This is a genomic window from Methylophaga sp. UBA4204, assembly GCF_002379485.1.
Lineage (GTDB): Bacteria > Pseudomonadota > Gammaproteobacteria > Nitrosococcales > Methylophagaceae > Methylophaga.
In genome coordinates, this window is the sequence record NZ_DFTU01000100.1 from 10,982 (window position 1) to 28,587 (window position 17,606).

Below are 17,606 nucleotides of genomic sequence, written 5' to 3' on the forward strand. Positions count from 1 at the left end.
CGGAAACTGGTATCTATGATATCCGTGGCTGGGGTGCCAAGCGTAAGTTGCCACATTTTGATGACTTGTTATTCCTGGGTGCGAGTATGTCTCGTTATCCGTTGGAAGGCTATCGTGAAAAATGTAATACCCAGGTCACATTGGGCACTCGTTTTGCCAAAAAACCGATCGTTATCGAAACACCGGTAACCATAGCCGGTATGAGTTTTGGTGCCTTATCGGCCAATGCAAAAGAAGCTCTGGGCCGTGGTGCGTCTGCAGTAGGCACTTCAACCACAACCGGTGACGGTGGTATGACGCCTGAAGAACGTGGTCAATCAACCAAACTGGTCTATCAATACCTGCCATCGCGTTATGGGATGAATCCGGATGATCTGCGTAAGGCAGATGCTATCGAAGTGGTTTTGGGACAAGGTGCTAAACCAGGTGGTGGTGGCATGTTATTGGGCCAGAAAATTACTGAGCGGGTCGCCAAAATGCGTACCTTGCCGATGGGCGTTGATCAACGCAGTGCCTGCCGTCATCCAGACTGGACGGGTCCGGATGATCTGGCAATCAAGATCCTTGAATTGCGTGAAATCACAGACTGGCAGGTGCCTATCTATATCAAAGTCGGTGCCACACGTACTTACTACGATGTGAAGTTGGCGGTTAAAGCCGGTGCTGATGTCATCGTTGTTGATGGTATGCAGGGCGGTACGGCGGCAACCCAGGAAGTCTTTATCGAACATGTTGGTATTCCAACTATGGCCGCTATTCCACAGGCCGTTCAGGCGCTGCAGGAAATGGGCATGCATCGTAAAGTACAGCTGATCGTTTCCGGTGGTATTCGTAACGGTGCCGACGTAGCTAAATGTATGGCATTGGGTGCTGATGCAGTTGCCATCGGTACAGCAGCCTTGATCGCTTTGGGATGTAACGATCCTAAATATGATGAAGAGTTTAAAGCCATTGGTTCAGCAGCCGGTTTTTATGATGATTATCATGAAGGTCGTGATCCGGCTGGTATTTCAACCCAGGATCCTGAGCTAAGCAAACGGCTGGATCCAGTTGAAGGTGGACGCCGTCTGGCCAATTATCTTCGTGTGCTGACACTGGAAGCACAGACACTGGCACGTGCCTGTGGCAAAAATGATATGCGTAACCTTGAACCTGAAGATTTGGTGGCCTTAACAGTGGAATCCGCTGCAATGGCCAGAGTACCACTCGCTGGTACTAACTGGATACCAGGCCAACAGCCGTTCTGATTACGCATTACAAAGAGTAATCGAGACAAGGGCTGATGCTGTTTTGATTAAACCTACTTAAAGAGATCCTTACCCCGTCAATTTAAGTCAGTTTATTCATGATGGCATCAGCCCTTTTTTTTTCATTTCAAAGAGGAGGCAAAAGTGTAGTCATTAACTATCTTTAAATAAGAGAGAGACATAACTATGAATAATAATTTAAAAAAACGTATAGAAAGTATGTACAAAAGGGACTGTGTTATGGCCTGGTCGGATATCGTTTTACTCTGGCTGGCAATAGGCTTTGTCCTCATTAGTATCTTGAGCATTGTGGAAGATCCCTTCATCCGAGTGGTGTTGATAATTTCCAGTGCATTGTTAGTGATTTTCAATACGGCGTCAGTGGCAGCAATGACCAAACACTACGCTGAAGATAAGAATTTCATATACGAATTAGACATTAAGCATCTTGATGAAAATCGAGAAGCGAAAAAATTAATGCAAGAGTCTACTAATGAGGAAAGGCTATGACTAACTATATCCCCAAAACTCAGCATAAACGCGGTCAACTATTTGACAGTTTATTTATTCTATTTTTAGTTTACGTAAGTCTTTATATCCCTTTGTTTCTGGAGTCTGATACCAAATCAGCCGATGAAACAACATCTGCCCAGGTAATCACCTGGGAGTCTCTTGATGTCTCACCCGTGGAACAGGAACAGTGGCAAAAGCTAGGCTTTGATGAGTTAGCTGCTGCCGAGATCATTAACGACCGATTTGATTACACCATCGACCCGGTCATGCTGATTATCACGGCGTTAGTCATTATCGGTTACTTCTTTTTTGTTCTCCGAGTTTCAGACAGGCAATACCGCGAGGTGATTGCGGAAAAATTCGGTACTGCTGGTAGCCAGGCAAATAACGAACAGGGGGACGCGAGATGATTTATTGGGATTTATTGAGCTATGCCGCCTGGATCATTTCTGCCGGGCTGCTGTTATGGATTGTAGTCGATGCCGTGAGCGTCTCTCGTCAGTTTGATGAGGAGCTACTGGTCAGTTCTCGAGAAGGCTCTGATGAATTATTGGAGCAAATCAAACACGAGGGAGAAGACAAATGAGCCAATCTACTTCTACTGGTGGAGATCAAAAACGTATTTCAATGCTGAAAGTGTTGAATCCATTTCATGTCTGGGCACTTGGCGTCGGTATCGTACTGGTCGGTGAGTTTATGGGCTGGAACTTTTCAGTTGCCAAAGGTGGTGCATATGGTGCTTTGATTGCATGCTGGGTAATTGGGTTGTTATACAGTTGCGTGGCGATGATCGACTCTGAAGTGACATCAACTGTGGCAGCAGCGGGTGGGCAGTATACTCAGGCCAAACACATTATTGGGCCGCTTATGGCCTTTAATGTGGGTCTGTATCTGGTCATGGCTTATACCATGCTGGAAGCTGCCGATGCACTGATTGTTGGAGATTTGATGGCTGCGGTGGCTTCAGCCACAGGTTATGCCGATCTGAATCCCCAGCCGTTTGTGGTGTTGACCATCGCTTTTCTGGCCTGGCTGAATTACCGGGGGGTGTTTATGACCCTGACGGTAAATTTTGTCATTACGCTGTTTGCTTTTCTGGCCATTATTGCTTTGTTTATTGGCAGTGATCCACTGAATCCTGGCAATATTCTCAAGCATAGTGATTTATTAACTGAGCTACCCTATGGCTGGATTGGGGTGGTTGCGGCATTGCAGTTCGGCATGTGGTATTACCTGGGGATTGAAGGAACCTGTCAGGCTGCAGAAGAGGTACGTAGTGCTGGAAGAGCTATTCCATTAGGTACTATTGGTGGAATTCTAACCCTGCTGGTGGCTGCGACTTTGACCTGGTATGTTTCCACGGGTCTGATGCCATGGCAATATCTGGGACAGGCAACTACTCCTTTGTATGATGCGGCATCCATTATTGGTAATCCATCGCTGCAGATAGTGTTGTTTATCGGCACCATGTTTGCGGCGATTGCTTCTGCTAACGGATGTATCAATGATGCGGCAAGAGCCTGGTTTTCAATGGGGCGTGACCGTTATATGCCAACCTGGTTCGGAGCCATTCATCCTCATTACCGAACGCCATTCCGGGCCATCATCTTCCTGATCCCAATAGCTGTTTCATTTGCATTCACCGGTCTGTTGGATCAGGTCATTACATTCTCGATTCTGTCAGGTTTGTTGGGCTATACCTTTATGTCCTTCAATATGATGCGATTCAGAAAAATGTGGCCTTTGGATGTGATTAAGCGTGGCTACATTCATCCGTTTCATCCTATTCCGGCATTTACACTGCTAGCGCTTTGTTCGGTGGTTTATTTTGCTACTTTCCTCGGTTACGGCGCTTCATTGCTGTCAATTATGGCGTTCTACATTGTTGCTTCAGTGTGGTTTGTAAAACGTCGTTATCAGTTTGTGAAACGCGGTGATCAGTTCACCATGCCTTGGCCACGGCCGAAAGGTTATTAAAGGAGGAGGCGGAAATGAAAAAAATACTATGTGCAACAGATGGTTCTCACAGTGCTGAAAAAGCCGTTGAGTTTGCCGTTGAAATGGCACTTCTGGCGAAGGCTGAACTGACATTTATTCATGTGATCAGGCCGACTGGAGAAGATGTTACTAAAACCTACTTCTGGGACTCTACTATGCTCAGAGCAGCTGATGAGCAGATACAGAGGGAGTTGCAGCAAGCTTTTGATAAGGCCCAACAGAAGGGGCTCGGATCGGTGTCCTGCACCACGGTACAGGGACATAATGTGGCAGCAGCAATTATCCATTTTGCTGATGTAAATCATTATGACCATGTGATAACCGGGTCTGTGGGCCGCACCGGTGTCTCTAAGGTACTGCTTGGTTCTATTGCCGAGCAGGTTATCAGTAAGGCGCATTGCCCGGTAACGGTGGTGCGTTAATCGTTGACCCCGCAGTGAGTGAAAAGCTGACTGCGGGGTCTTTTTTCACGATTTTTTACTGTTTTGCAGAGGATTTCTCAATGTTCAGTCAATTATTTTTTGTACTGGGGTGGGGAGGACATTATGTCTGATCTAGGTGTTTTTATGCTGGTCATTGTGTTTAGTTTTTCCCTGTGGTGGCTATATAAACAACATCATCGACAGGTGATTCAATCGCGTGCGAATTTGCTTAATGGTTTCGCAAAGGTCATGAATGTAAGTGAAACTCACTTTAATACTGCCGGTTATGCCTCATTAAAAGGTGTTTTTAATCAGACACCGCTGAGTTTAAGGGTTGAGGTGGATAACCTTACTGCCCGTAAGATTCCGGTGATGTGGTTGCATATTCAACTGCCTAACACTCCTGCCATAAACGGCAGTCTCGATATTCTGGTACGACCACAGAATACCGAGTTTTACAGTCCGTCATGGCAATGGTCTCAACCGATTAAGCCATTGTCTGGCTGGCCGGAACATGCCCGTTATATGAGCCGGGGGGTGACGCCAGAACTACAGGCAATTGACGCTGATGTCAGGACGATATTTGCCGATCAAAAAGTCAAAGAACTTCTTATAACCCCCGATGCAGTTCGACTGACATATCTGATTCGTCAGGCTGACAGGGGTAATTATTTACTTTTGCGATCGGTGCAATTTGATGACGAACCGATCGATTCTGATCAGATAGCAGCATTGACGCGTCAGCTACAGCGTTTACAACAGCATTTAACTGGAGGCAAAAACGCATGAGCGAGACTTTGCGAAAACCATTCCGTCCCGTTCATCCATACCTCGTACTGCTCGTCGCTATTTTATTGCCCGGGGTAGGTCAGGTACTGAATCATGCACCTATAAGAGGTCTGATGATGGTGTTTTTTATGATGGTTCTGGGGGTCATTACTTTCAATCTGGCTGCGCCGGATATTTCGCTGGTTGGCAAGTTTGCCGGTGGGGTTTTTATTTATGCCATATCTATCATGGATGCGTATATGTGGGCGCGGTTGCACTGGACTATGGCAAAGCAGAAATAGACTAGGGTCTGTTGATCTTTCAGAGCCACCACTGATGGAGGCTATTTTTTCGTCCTACAAGGCGAAAATGATGCGATGTAGTTGTTCTACATAAGTCATTTTCAACGCCGTAGGGCGGAAAAATAGCCCCAGCCCTACGGGTTGAGGCTGAAAAAGCACCACTCTTCGTTGCTCGTCGTTTATTTAGAATGACTAAACTGCTCTCCTTGCGCCTTGATTGGTGCTTTTTCAGTCACAACAGAGGCGGCTATGAAAGATCAACAGGCCCTAGATAGCTGGACATTTTTCTCAATAGTTTGCATTGCATATCGGCTGACAGGTACACCTAAAGGAGTACTTATTGAGGAGAATTATCAATCCATCATTATTAAGCTAAGTTCAAAGCGGGTTTGAAATGAACCTGTATTCAACATGTTAAATGTTTTTTTTAAATTACTTATCAAAATAATAACTACAAGAAATTACACGCTTAATAAGCTGGAGATGATTCTTATGAGAGAAAATAACATGAGCACTACAAGTGCCTCCGTCACGGGAGAGCATTCCAATGACCTTGAACGCTCCATAGACTGGAAGCAGGGGCTGGCTATTGCGTCCGGCGTACCGTTACTGATTTTACCTTCATTGGGTTACTTTCCCCTCTGGGTCGCCTCTGCAGCAATCCTTATCTGGGGTTTATCGGTACTGCAGGGCTTTATGCAAAATCTTGCCTATGCTGAATTAGCCACTACCTTTCCTAAAGCCTCGGGTTTACCTGGTTTTGCCCAAAATGTATTCAAAACCCAGAATTACGATGGAAACTATGACAAAGGAAAGCTTATCGGTGGTTTCAGTGCCTGGAGTTACTGGTTTGCATGGAATCCAGTACTGGCGATTTTTGCCATACTTGTCGGTAGTTATCTGCATGGACTATTTCCGGTGCTGGGAACGATGTTTACCGAATATCAGCTCTCTTTGATATCAGGAGGTGTGATTTTTAGTGTACTGCTTATCATCAACAGCTTTGGTCTTAAAGACAGTGCGATTTTAGGTTACATCCTGGCAGCCATTTCGTTGATACCACTGGTGGTAATGACTGTTACCCCTTTTGCTACCGGGGCAGTGGAAATCAGTAATATCACAAACAGCTGGTTGCCTGCAGATTGGTCCTGGGATATGCACCATATATTGATTTTATTCGGTTTGTTTGCGATTGCCCAATGGAGTGCCTGTGCATGGGAAACCGCAGCGATTTACGGTCCTGAATATAAAAAACCAGGCACGGACGTTCCCAAGGCATTGTTTGTCTGTGGGGCAATCTGCTTATTTTCCTTTGTACTGGTCCAGGCGGCTGTTATCGGCGTTTTAGGCGTTGATGGTGTTCTTGCTGAACCCTTGTCACCAATGATTCCAGTTGCTGAAGCTGCCTTTGGTAAGGCGGGTGCAATGATTGCCATTATTATGCTGATTGCTGCAATGATTCTGATTATTCAAACAGCCTATCTTGGCTCTGCCAGAGCTATGCACTCAATGGCGAGTGAAGGAAATTTACCGAGAGTATTTGGCAAATTGAATTCACGAGGAACACCCGTTGTGGCAATGGTGGTTATCGGTCTTTTTAACCTGATATTGATTTCGATGGGTACACCGGCGGCCATTTTAGCTGCTTCAGCTATTGGTTATACCTGTGCAAATGGCATCAGCCTGTTTGCTTATGTCAAAGCTAAAAATAATCCTAACTTTGCCAATCTGGACAGACCATTCAAAGCGCCAAAAGGTTGGAAGAACGTTGCTCTGCTATTCGGTTTGTTCAATATTCCGCTTTGCCTGATCGGTGTGGTGTATCTGAACAGTCTTGAAGTGGGTTGGTTTTCTACATGGGTTGGTTTTATTGTTCTGGGAATGTACCTGCCTATCTGGCTTTACACGCAATATGAAGCACGCTCGCAGCCAGAGATCGTTGTAAATGCTGCAGCGGGAGATTAATAAAATCGTCGGGTCATATAGTAAAAATGGGAACTTTGCAGTTCTAATGAAGTGTAATTTTGATCACAAATTTACAGTGATTTTCTAACTACTTGGGAGTAATCCTTCTTTGGAATTGTTAGTGCCCTTGCTCGACGTAATAATGTAATCGTTGCTGAGTTACAGCTTAAATTCAGCTTCATTTAATTTCCTCGATCCGTTCTCTCGTTGAGGCGTTGGGTGGATCAGGCCAGATAACGAAATTAGCAGTTTTTTGTTATCAAAGGCTGATCCACCTTTTTTTTGAGGGATACAGCAGGTGATTAACCAGCAATCTAAAAACAGAAGGATAGATCGATGAACCTACCCCTGCATATTCAACTGGAAGATGTTCAGAATACGCCAGATAAACGCTGCCTAATCATCGATAGAGTTGGTATAAAATCTCTGCGTTATCCCATATTTTTTCAGAGTGATGCTGATGAAGCGCCTATTCGTGTGGTAGCTGACTTCAATATGTATGTGAAGTTACCGCATGATGTCAAAGGCACGCATATGTCTCGCTTCATCGAACTGCTGGAAACGCCCGATTTGGTTATGTCAACTGACAGTATTGGCGATTTTATGAAAACCATGCTGACTCAGCTTGAAGCAGATAGCGGTCACCTGGAAATGCAGTTTCCTTTTTTTATTCGTAAGCAGGCACCGGTTTCCGGCGTCAGCAGTATGATGGATTACGATATCACGCTGATTGCCAATATGCAGGAAACGCTCAGTCTTAAACTCAAAGTAGCGATTCCAGTAACCAGTCTATGTCCCTGCTCGAAAAAAATCTCCGAATATGGTGCTCACAATCAGCGTTCAATGATTACCGTGACTGCGGAATTGGGACAGATTATCAGTCTAAAATCTCTGATTGAGAAGATTGAAAAACAGGCTTCCAGTGAGCTTTACGGCTTGCTCAAACGCCCAGATGAAAAGTTCGTCACCGAATATGCATACGATAATCCAAAATTTGTCGAAGATCTGGTGCGTGATGTGGCTGCCTCGTTAAATAGCTGTGAAGCCATTGTCGATTACATCATTGAATGTGAAAACTTCGAGTCGATACATAACCATTCGGCTTATGCCATGTTGCAGAAAAGCAGGGGATCGCTATGAACTATCCATTACAGCCACCCAGTTTTCCGCTTTCTGAATCGACAGTAATCTCTCCGGTAGAAGAAATCATTGATGAAATACGCCAGGGCAGAATGGTTATTCTGATTGATGATGAGGATCGGGAAAATGAGGGGGATATCGTGATAGCAGCCGATGCCGTCACAGCAGAACATATCAACTTCATGGCCCGTTATGCCCGGGGACTGATTTGTCTGACATTGACCGAAGCACGTTGTCGTCAGTTGGAACTGCCCTTGATGGTCAAACATAATCGAGCGCAGTTAAGCACCAACTTTACGGTATCCATTGAAGCCGCAGAAGGCGTGACCACTGGTATTTCTGCTGCAGACCGTGCTCGAACTGTTCAGGCTGCAGTGGCAGCGAATGCCACTCCAACCGATATTGTTCGGCCAGGGCATATTTTTCCGTTAATGGCACAACCTGGCGGTGTGCTGGCACGGGCAGGCCATACTGAAGCCGGTTGCGATATTGCAGCAATGGCTGATAGAACCCCGGCCGCAGTGATCTGCGAGATCATGAATGAGGACGGTAGCATGGCGAGATTGCCTGATCTGCAGGGATTTGCCCGTGAGCATGGCCTGAAAATCGGCACCATCGCTGATCTGATTGCCTATCGGCATCAGACAGAAACATTGATTGAACGCAAAAGCAGTCGTCTGATCAATACGGTGTTTGGTGATTTTGAGTTGATCGGTTACCGGGATATTACAACGGATAAAACGCATCTGGTCATGCTGTATGGAGATCCAACAAAATCTGCCAGCACGTTAGTCAGAGTTCATGAACCGTTATCAGTCATTGAATTACTTGATGCCAAGCAACACTCCCATAGCTGGAGTATTCATGCTGCAATGCAGAAAATCGCCAGCGAGGGGGCCGGTGTGATTGTGTTGTTACGACGTGATGAGTCCGAACAGGACATTCTCAGGCAAATCAGCAGTCCGGATTCTTTGCCTGTCGCCAGTATTGAGTTGAAGGATTATGGCATCGGTGCTCAAATTCTGCTGGATCTCGGAATCAGACGTATGCGTCTGATGACACGCCCACGCAAAATCCACAATATGACGGGGTTTGGTCTGGTAGTGGAAGACTATGTATTACCTGAAAAGTCGGAAAAGGGGATGGATGCTGCTCTTGCAGAACTGATACAGGCGTTGTAGGGAAATTTAATGTCATTATCGTTGGATAAAGCACTGCACAATCATTTCCAACGCAGTCAGCGTTGGGGTTTTACCTGGGCTTTATGGACCGCTGTGCTGTGGGGTGCCTGGTATGTACCCGGTACAGCAATGTGGTATGAAGAACCCTTTGTCAGTATTCATAGCGGAGATCATGGCATGCGTCTGGCTGCCACGGCTGTGATGACCTGGATCCACGCTGTTGTAGTATTACTGTTTCTAGTTATCTGGAACGGTATGCTGGGCAAGTTACGTGATTATGGACGCACTATTGTGCGTTTCAGACGAATCTCTAAATGGTATGCACTCGCTTCTTTGTGTGGTGGTCCGATGGCCATTTTCGGTTCATATATGGCGATGGGCTATGTCGGCCCTGTGTTTGCAGCGATTACCTCGCTATTTTATCCCGTTGTCGGAGCAATAATTGCGCGACTCTGGTATCACGAAAAAATCTCCGGCCGTGCTGCACTTGGCATGGCAATTATTATCATGGGCGGTATGGTCATTTATGGTCCAGGATTGTTTGGGGAAATTGATATAAGCGAAAACTATGCCTGGCTTGGGTATGTGGGTGGCATCATGTCAGCAATTGGTTGGGGGGCTGAGGGGGCGGTAGCGTCGCGTGCAATGGACGTTACTGATCCTGATGTTGGTATTCAATGTCGCTTCAGCTTTGAAATTCTGTTTTGGGGCATTCTGGTATTGCCAATGATCTACCTGCTGACAGATTTAGGCATTATTACATTACTGGTAGATATGCTGACCAGCCCTATGGTGATGATCTGGATGGTGTTGGCTTCGATTGCTCATGCATATTGTTATACCTCATTTTATAAGAGTTTTTCACTGATTGGTGTGGGCCGGGGTGAGGCTATCGGTAATTTATACGGGGTGTTTGCTGTCTTGTTTGTTATGGCATTCACGCTGGAACTACCCGAATGGTATTTCGTGTTGGGCCTGATTCTGACCGTAACCGGCAGCTTTGTTATGTATCGTGAACCGGCTGAGAACATTTCTACTCTTCGTGAGGTGAAATCATGAAACCACCACAAAAGGGTTTTCTGCTGATCACGCTAAATCAGTCCCCGAGTTTGTGGGATTTTGAACTGATTCAACGGGCAATGGTTGAATATGAGCTGCAGGGCCATTACTGGATTAATCATTTTAGTATTGCTTTGGATGAGCTGGCCTCAGCCGGGCTCATTAACCGTATCGGGTATCGGCTTGATGATGGTGAAGCGATTGCGAAGGATCGTTTATTGTTTGAGTTTGCTTTGTCTGACTTTGGTCGACAACGCATGATGGATACCGGTCTATTAGATGGAGTAACAACCAATGACTGAATTCTGGGGATATCCTTACGCCGATGTGCTGGCTTTTGTAATTATATTTGGGCTTAGCCTTGTGGCTTTAGTGTGTGCAAGGATCTTTGTCAAAACGTATTAAGTCTCTATAACTCACGTCAGCTATTCATCTACCTCCTTGGAAGTACGTCTAAAGGCGTGTTGCCATAACATGTCATTAGCAATCATATTGTCAGATACCCAGCTTCGAGCTTTTGTTAATTGTATTTTCAGGATAGTCAGTTGACCATCCTTGATGCGTGATAATGTAAACAATAACAACTAAAAAATTACAGCCAAAGAGCTGTAACTACAGGGGAAAACGGGTGAGTGAGCCTTCAGTACCTGCCAATGTGGCAGCCGTTGATTTGCTGGCAGAAAATAGGGCAGATCCATCAACGTTGCACCGTAGAATCAATTGGACCGGGGCCTTCTGGGTAGCGAGTGGCGTACCGGCACTTGTGCTGTTTTCCATGGGGGCGGTAGCAGCAACAGTTGGCCAGCCAGCCTGGCTGATATGGATCATTTCTATCAGTTTTGGTTTTCTGCAAGCCTTTACCTATGCCGAAATCGCCGGATTATTTCCACATAAAACAGGCGGTGCATCAGTTTATGGTGCAGTAGCCTGGATCCGATATATAAAGATTGTTGCGCCAATATCAGTATGGTGCAACTGGATCGCCTGGGGGCCGGTACTTGCTATCGGCTCTGGGCTGGCAGCAGGATATATTCTCTCCGCTCTGTTTGCACCAGATGCTGTCATCAATAGCTGGCAAATTACGCTGGTCGATCTGTCCTACCTGAAAGATGGTTTGAGTTTGCGAATCAACGCGACATTTATCATCGGTAGTGCCCTGATGCTGGTGGTGTTTGCTATCCAGAATGGCGGCATACTTCGATCGGCACGTGCCACCATGATCTTTGGTTTGACCGGTTTGTTGCCATTAATACTAGTCGGCCTGGTGCCACTTATTACCGGGGATTTACCGTTATCCAATATTACCCCTCTGACACCTCTGGCCTATGATTCAATCGGTCAGGTGATCGACGGTGAATGGAACCTTGAAGGCTGGAAACTGATGGCCGGAGGGCTGTTTATCGCAGCCTGGTCAACTTATGGATTTGAAACGGCGGTTTGTTATACGCGGGAATTCAAAAATCCCAAAAGCGATACTTTCAAGGCCATTTTCTTTTCAGGTTTATTGTGTATTGCAGTGTTTTCACTGGTACCACTGGCATTTCAGGGTCACCTGGGACTTGGACAGCTTGTAGAGCGGGAAACGCTCAATAGTGCCGGTCAGGTTGTGGCGCCGGCAGTTTATGATGGAATGTTATCGGCAGAAATCTACAGTGGTATGGGGGTGGCGAATGTGCTGGCCGGTATTCTGGGTGGGGATAGTATGTTTGCCAATGTGTTTGTGGTGATGCTGGTGCTGGCATTGCTGTTGTCAGTGATGACCACTATGGCCGGTTCATCACGCACTCTTTATCAGGGATCTATTGACGGTATGTTGCCCGGTTATCTATCCAAGGTAAATGAACAGGGAGCGCCGACTGCAGCAATGTGGACCAACCTGATTGTCAATCTGGTGCTGCTTAGCATGTCTGATTATGTATTCCTGCTGGCTGCTTCCAATGTGGGATATATCATTTTTAATTTTCTCAATCTCAACGCTGGTTGGATCCATCGACTGGATCGACCAAATTGGGAACGACCATACCGTGCGCCAACAGTGCTGATTGCTATTGGCACGCTATTGTCCTACCTAAATATGGTGCTGATGGGCATGGGGGCGAATGTCTGGGGAAAAGGAACATTGATGAGTGGCATTCTGCTGGCATTGCTGGTGATTCCGATTTTTATCTGGCGTCATTACCTTGTGGACAAAGGCGTATTTCCCAAAGCCATGCGTGAAGACATGTCACTGGATGAAAATGGCGGCGATATTATTTGCCGTGCCGGTATTCTGCCTTATCTGGTCGTGCTGACGGGCATTCTTATTGTCTTTTACAGCAGTTTGCTGGTGGCTGATCTGTAGCCTCACCCCCCCAGCATTTTTTCTTTCAAAATTCATGTATTCGAATCAATTTCAACGCATGGCGAAACTTGTGCTCATTAAGTCATATCTGACAGCCCATATACTATCTCCGACAGAGTAATCACTTCGCTCAAGCCTCACGTACTTCCTAGGTGGTAACACATCAGGAGAATTGTTGTGGTCTTTGGCAAGGCTGAAAATAAGCTTGCCCGAACTCACAATAATGGAGAACAGAATATGGCACGCGATCCTAAGCACGATATATTATTTGAACCGATTCAAATCGGTCCCAAAACCCTTCGAAATCGTTTTTATCAGGTACCACATTGTATTGGTGCCGGTTCAGATAAACCAGGCTTCCAGGCAGCCCATCGCTCATTGAAAGCTGAGGGTGGCTGGGCGGCGATGAATACTGAATATTGCTCGATCCACCCTGAATCTGACGACACCATGCGGTTGTCTGCCCGTATCTGGGATGAAGGCGACGTACGTAATCTAAAAGCCATGACCGATGAAGTCCATAAATTTGGTGCGTTAGCCGGTGTGGAACTTTGGTACGGCGGTGCTCATGCGCCTTGTCTGGAAAGTCGGGCAACCCCGATGGGCCCAAGTCAGATTGCTTCAGAATTTGAAACTCTTAGTTATTGTAAAGAGATGGATCTGAGCGATATCCAACGGGTCCAGCAATACTACGTTGATGCAGCTTACCGCTCACGTGATGCCGGTTTTGACATTATTTATGTTTACGGCGCGCACTCTTACCTGCCACTGCAATTTTTAAATCCTTATTACAATAAAAGAACTGACCAATATGGTGGTTCACTGGAAAATCGGGCACGTTTTTGGCTGGAAACATTAGAAAAAGTACGTAATGCCGTTGGTAGTGATTGTGCCATTGCGACTCGATTTGCCGTCGATACCCTTTATGGACCGGGCCAGATTGAAGTTGAAGAAGATGGTATGAAGTTCATTCAGATGGCTGATCCTCTGGTTGATTTATGGGATGTGGATGTCGGTGATATTGCGGAGTGGGGCGAAGATGCCGGTCCATCACGCTTCTATCAGCAAGGTCATCAGGTTCCGTGGACCAAGTTTGTTAAAGAAGTTTCCAAAAAACCAGTACTCGGCGTAGGCCGTTTTACCGATCCGGAAAAAATGACTGAAATCGTCACCAAAGGGTATGCCGATATTATTGGTGCGGCACGTCCATCTATTTCAGATCCGTTCTTACCGAAGAAAATCGAAGAAGGGCGTTACGACGATATTCGAGTATGTATTGGTTGTAATGTCTGTATTTCCCGTTGGGAAATTGGTGGCCCGCCAATGATCTGTACGCAGAATGCGACAGCGGGTGAAGAGTATCGCCGCGGTTGGCATCCGGAAAAATTCAAGAAAGCCACTTCCTCTGATTCAGTATTGGTTGTTGGTGCAGGACCTTCAGGTGCTGAGGCTGCGCGTGTACTGATGGAGCAAGGCTATGTGGTTCACGTTTACGATACCGCTGAAAAAGTCGGTGGACATTTGAACCAGATTGCATCTTTACCAGGCCTGGGTGAATGGGGATATCACCGTGATTACCGTGAAACCCAGTTGCAGAAACTGGTCAAGAAAAACAAAAACAGTGTGTTGGCGCTGGGGCAAAAAGCGCTCACTGCCGATGATGTACTGGAATATGGTGCAGAAAAAGTCATTATCGCTACCGGTGCCAAATGGCATACCAATGGGGATAACTGTCTGACTCATGATGCCATTCCCGGGGCTGATGCGTCATTACCGGATCAATTAACACCTGAACAAGTCATATCAGGTGAAAAGAAAATCGGTAAGCGGGTCGTTATTCTCAATGCCGACAGTTATTTCATGGCGCCAAGTCTGGCTGAAAAACTGGTTAATGACGGTCATGAAGTCACCATCGTTACGGGTGTCCACCTGGCGAAATATATGGAATTCACCCTGGAATATCCAAATATGATGCGTCGTTTGCACGAATTGAATATCGAAGAAATTGGCAATCATTTCTGTAGCCGCATTGAAACCGGACGTCTGGAAATTTACAACATGTGGGGTGATGGCTCACGTCGCAGCTACCGTGGCCCTGGCAAGTTGCCACGTGACGAGAACAAAACGCATCGCTGGCTGGAGTTTGATTCTCTGGTACTGGTCACAGGTCGTAAATCTGATAACAAGCTTTATCAGGAACTCAAGGCTCGTGAAAGTGAATGGGCTGAGAACGATATCAAAGGCGTGTACCTGATTGGTGATGCTGAAGCGCCTCGTTATATCGCCGATGCCACCTTTACCGGTCATCGTGTGGCACGTGAGATTGAGTCTGAAAATCCTCAATTCCCGCTGCCATACAAACGCGAAACGATTGCCTGGGGCACACCGCATATGCCGGGTGGTAACCATGAGATCGAGTACAAGATCTAAATAGCAGGAACCGGTTGTGTGCTGTCAATTGTGACAGCACACCTACCGTTCGCTCAATCATTATGAATTTCCCAGGAAAGTAGGTGTGTCATGAATGAAGCACATGAAATTACTCGAATTCTGTTTGAAGGCTTTTCAAACTGGTCAATTTATCTTTTCTACGTAATTGGCTATACCGCTATCGGTATATTTCTTTACGGTGTTTATGTGCAGATCCGCAAGTATCGTCGCGGCAAGCCTGATGCTTCTTGGGGTGAGTTTTTTGCACGCTTTAAAGACATGTGCAAGACCATGGCTACGCATCGCACCCTTAAACGGCGTGATAAGTCAGCTGGTCGTGCCCATGCATTGATATTTTTTGGCTTTGTGCTGCTGTTTATCGGCACAGCCACGATTACCCTCGAATACGACATTCTGGAACCCCTGTTTGGTATCACGTTCTGGTATGGCGATTTTTATCTGTGGTTCTCCTTGGTTCTGGATTTGGCTGGTGTCGGCCTGATTGGGGGACTGCTTTATATGATGTACCGCAGAAAATGGTTAAAGCTGCCCAAACTTGACTATGCTCGCCCGGATCGTGAGCCCGGCGACCCCGATTATGATCGCAGTGGTTACCGCCGCGAAGACTGGGCTTTTTTATGGGCGCTTATCCTGATTGGCTTCACAGGCTTTTTACTGGAAGCCGCACGTCTGGTCTGGTTAAGTGATACCGCGACTGTCTGGGATTATCGCTGGTGGTCACCCATCGGGGCACTGATGGCACATGTAATGGCTGGCCTGGGCATGGGGGCAGAAGCAGCAGGCAATTTCCGCACTGGACTGTGGTGGTTCCATGGTGTGTTGGCTTTGGCCTTTGTCGCACTGATTCCATACACCAAAGTGAAACATATCTTCACTGCATCTGCGTCTTTGATGTTCCGTGATCCGATGGCGGGTAAGCGGTTGCCGAGTGTGCCGGAAGATCAGGAAGATATTGGTATCAAAACCATTACTGACCTTACCTGGAAACAGTTGCTGCATCTCGATTCCTGTACCAAATGTGGCCGTTGCCATGAAGCTTGTCCGGCAACTGCTGTAGGTGCACCGTTATCACCGCGTGATGTGATCCTGTCATTACGTGAATTTGCCAATAAATCATTGCAATCCAAGGAGCTGCCAGAACAGGCCGAGCTGGATGTTCATGGCAAGGATGTCGGTCAGGTATTCATGGAAACACTTTGGTCATGTCGAACTTGTATGGCCTGTGTGGAGATTTGTCCGGTAGCGATCGAGCATGTTCCTATCATTGTGCAGATGCGTCGCAAGCTGGTAGATGAAGGCAATATGGAACCGATTCTGCAGAAAACCATGCAGTCAATCCATAAAAACGGCAACTCGATGAATGAATCGAAACGTAAACGTCCACGTTGGACCAAAGAATTACCGTTCACCATTAAAGATGCACGTAAAGAACCGGTTGATGTGATGTGGTTTGTCGGCGACTACGCTTCTTTTGATCCCCGAAACCAGGTAGTGACCCGCTCTTTTGCCAAGTTGATGAAACAGGCAGGCGTTGATTTCGGCTTGCTTTACGAAGCAGAAATGAATGCCGGTAATGATGTGCGTCGAGTCGGTGAGGAAGGGCTCTACGAGTTCCTGGCGAATGCCAACATTAGCACCCTGGAAAAATGTGATTTCAATTCGATTGTAACCACCGACCCTCACTCATTCAACACCATTCGTAATGAATATCCGGATTTCGGTGGTGAATTTGAAATTCAGCATTACACCACCTTGCTCAAGCAGTTATTTGAACAGGGCAAACTCAAGCTCAACAAAAAACTAGATTACCGCGTGACATTCCATGACCCATGTCATCTTGGACGCTATAACAAAGGCTATGACGCACCTCGTGAACTGATCAAGTTGCTGGGATGTGAACTGATCGAAATGGATCGTAATCGTGACAACTCCTTCTGCTGTGGTGCCGGTGGTGGTCGTATCTGGATTCCGGATCCGGTCGGTATTGAAAAACCGTCTGAGAACCGGATGCGTGAGGCAGCAGAAATTGAAGAGCTTGATGTCTTTATCGTGTCATGCCCGAAAGATCTGACCATGTTTGAAGATGCACTCAAAACCGCTGGATATGAAGGCAAATTCGTCGTGAAAGAGTTAATTGAGCTGGTCAATGAATGTGTCGAGTTTGATGAAGTTGAGGTCATCGATGCCGATGTTGTTTCCGCCTGATATCTGCCTGCCGG

The 17,606-nt window shown here is 46.5% G+C and carries 16 protein-coding genes; all 16 read left to right on the forward strand.

Annotation, left to right across the window (positions count from 1 at the left end; all coding sequences use genetic code 11):
- Positions 1-1,247: FMN-binding glutamate synthase family protein (locus B3182_RS14930; RefSeq protein WP_292753362.1), on the forward strand; the 1,247-nt coding region annotated here is incomplete at its 5' end.
- A 186-nt stretch (positions 1,248-1,433) separates the two neighbouring features.
- A complete protein-coding gene (locus B3182_RS14935) occupies positions 1,434-1,757 on the forward strand; it encodes a hypothetical protein (RefSeq protein ID WP_292402331.1) in 324 nt (107 codons plus the stop codon).
- A complete protein-coding gene (locus B3182_RS14940) occupies positions 1,754-2,170 on the forward strand; it encodes a hypothetical protein (RefSeq protein ID WP_292355660.1) in 417 nt (138 codons plus the stop codon). Before B3182_RS14935 ends, B3182_RS14940 begins: the two co-directional genes overlap by 4 nt.
- Complete coding sequence (locus B3182_RS14945) at positions 2,167-2,346, forward strand: hypothetical protein (protein ID WP_292355662.1); 180 nt, start codon at positions 2,167-2,169, stop codon at positions 2,344-2,346. Before B3182_RS14940 ends, B3182_RS14945 begins: the two co-directional genes overlap by 4 nt.
- Positions 2,343-3,737, forward strand: a complete 1,395-nt coding sequence (locus tag B3182_RS14950; protein ID WP_292355664.1) for an APC family permease — start codon at positions 2,343-2,345, stop codon at positions 3,735-3,737. Before B3182_RS14945 ends, B3182_RS14950 begins: the two co-directional genes overlap by 4 nt.
- 14 nt (positions 3,738-3,751) lie before the next feature.
- Positions 3,752-4,180, forward strand: coding sequence for a universal stress protein (locus B3182_RS14955; RefSeq protein ID WP_292355666.1), 429 nt, complete (start codon positions 3,752-3,754; stop codon positions 4,178-4,180).
- A gap of 123 nt (positions 4,181-4,303) precedes the next feature.
- Positions 4,304-4,969, forward strand: a complete 666-nt coding sequence (locus B3182_RS14960) for a hypothetical protein (protein WP_292355668.1) — start codon at positions 4,304-4,306, stop codon at positions 4,967-4,969.
- On the forward strand, positions 4,966-5,250 hold the full coding sequence (locus tag B3182_RS14965) for a hypothetical protein (protein WP_292355670.1): 285 nt from the start codon (positions 4,966-4,968) through the stop codon (positions 5,248-5,250). Before B3182_RS14960 ends, B3182_RS14965 begins: the two co-directional genes overlap by 4 nt.
- 507 nt (positions 5,251-5,757) lie before the next feature.
- A complete protein-coding gene (locus B3182_RS14970) occupies positions 5,758-7,215 on the forward strand; it encodes an APC family permease (RefSeq protein WP_292355672.1) in 1,458 nt (485 codons plus the stop codon).
- Positions 7,216-7,551: 336 nt separating this feature from the next.
- Positions 7,552-8,355, forward strand: a complete 804-nt coding sequence (gene folE2, locus B3182_RS14975) for a GTP cyclohydrolase FolE2 (protein WP_292355674.1) — start codon at positions 7,552-7,554, stop codon at positions 8,353-8,355.
- The gene (gene ribBA / locus B3182_RS14980) at positions 8,352-9,536 is read left to right on the forward strand and encodes a bifunctional 3,4-dihydroxy-2-butanone-4-phosphate synthase/GTP cyclohydrolase II (RefSeq protein WP_292355676.1); all 1,185 of its coding nucleotides are present in this window, start codon (positions 8,352-8,354) and stop codon (positions 9,534-9,536) included. The genes folE2 and ribBA overlap by 4 nt, the downstream gene beginning before the upstream one ends.
- Positions 9,537-9,545: 9 nt before the next feature.
- A complete protein-coding gene (locus B3182_RS14985; RefSeq protein WP_292753365.1) occupies positions 9,546-10,595 on the forward strand; it encodes a DMT family transporter in 1,050 nt (349 codons plus the stop codon).
- The gene (locus B3182_RS14990; RefSeq protein WP_292355680.1) at positions 10,592-10,897 is read left to right on the forward strand and encodes a hypothetical protein; all 306 of its coding nucleotides are present in this window, start codon (positions 10,592-10,594) and stop codon (positions 10,895-10,897) included. Before B3182_RS14985 ends, B3182_RS14990 begins: the two co-directional genes overlap by 4 nt.
- Positions 10,898-11,223: 326 nt before the next feature.
- Positions 11,224-12,936, forward strand: coding sequence for an APC family permease (locus B3182_RS14995; protein WP_292355682.1), 1,713 nt, complete (start codon positions 11,224-11,226; stop codon positions 12,934-12,936).
- Between the two features lie 237 nt (positions 12,937-13,173).
- Positions 13,174-15,366 carry an FAD-dependent oxidoreductase gene (locus tag B3182_RS15000; protein WP_292411206.1) on the forward strand — a complete coding sequence of 731 codons (2,193 nt, stop codon included), beginning with the start codon at positions 13,174-13,176 and terminating at the stop codon, positions 15,364-15,366.
- Between the two features lie 90 nt (positions 15,367-15,456).
- The gene (locus B3182_RS15005) at positions 15,457-17,592 is read left to right on the forward strand and encodes a heterodisulfide reductase-related iron-sulfur binding cluster (protein WP_292355687.1); all 2,136 of its coding nucleotides are present in this window, start codon (positions 15,457-15,459) and stop codon (positions 17,590-17,592) included.
- Positions 17,593-17,606 lie beyond the last annotated feature (14 nt).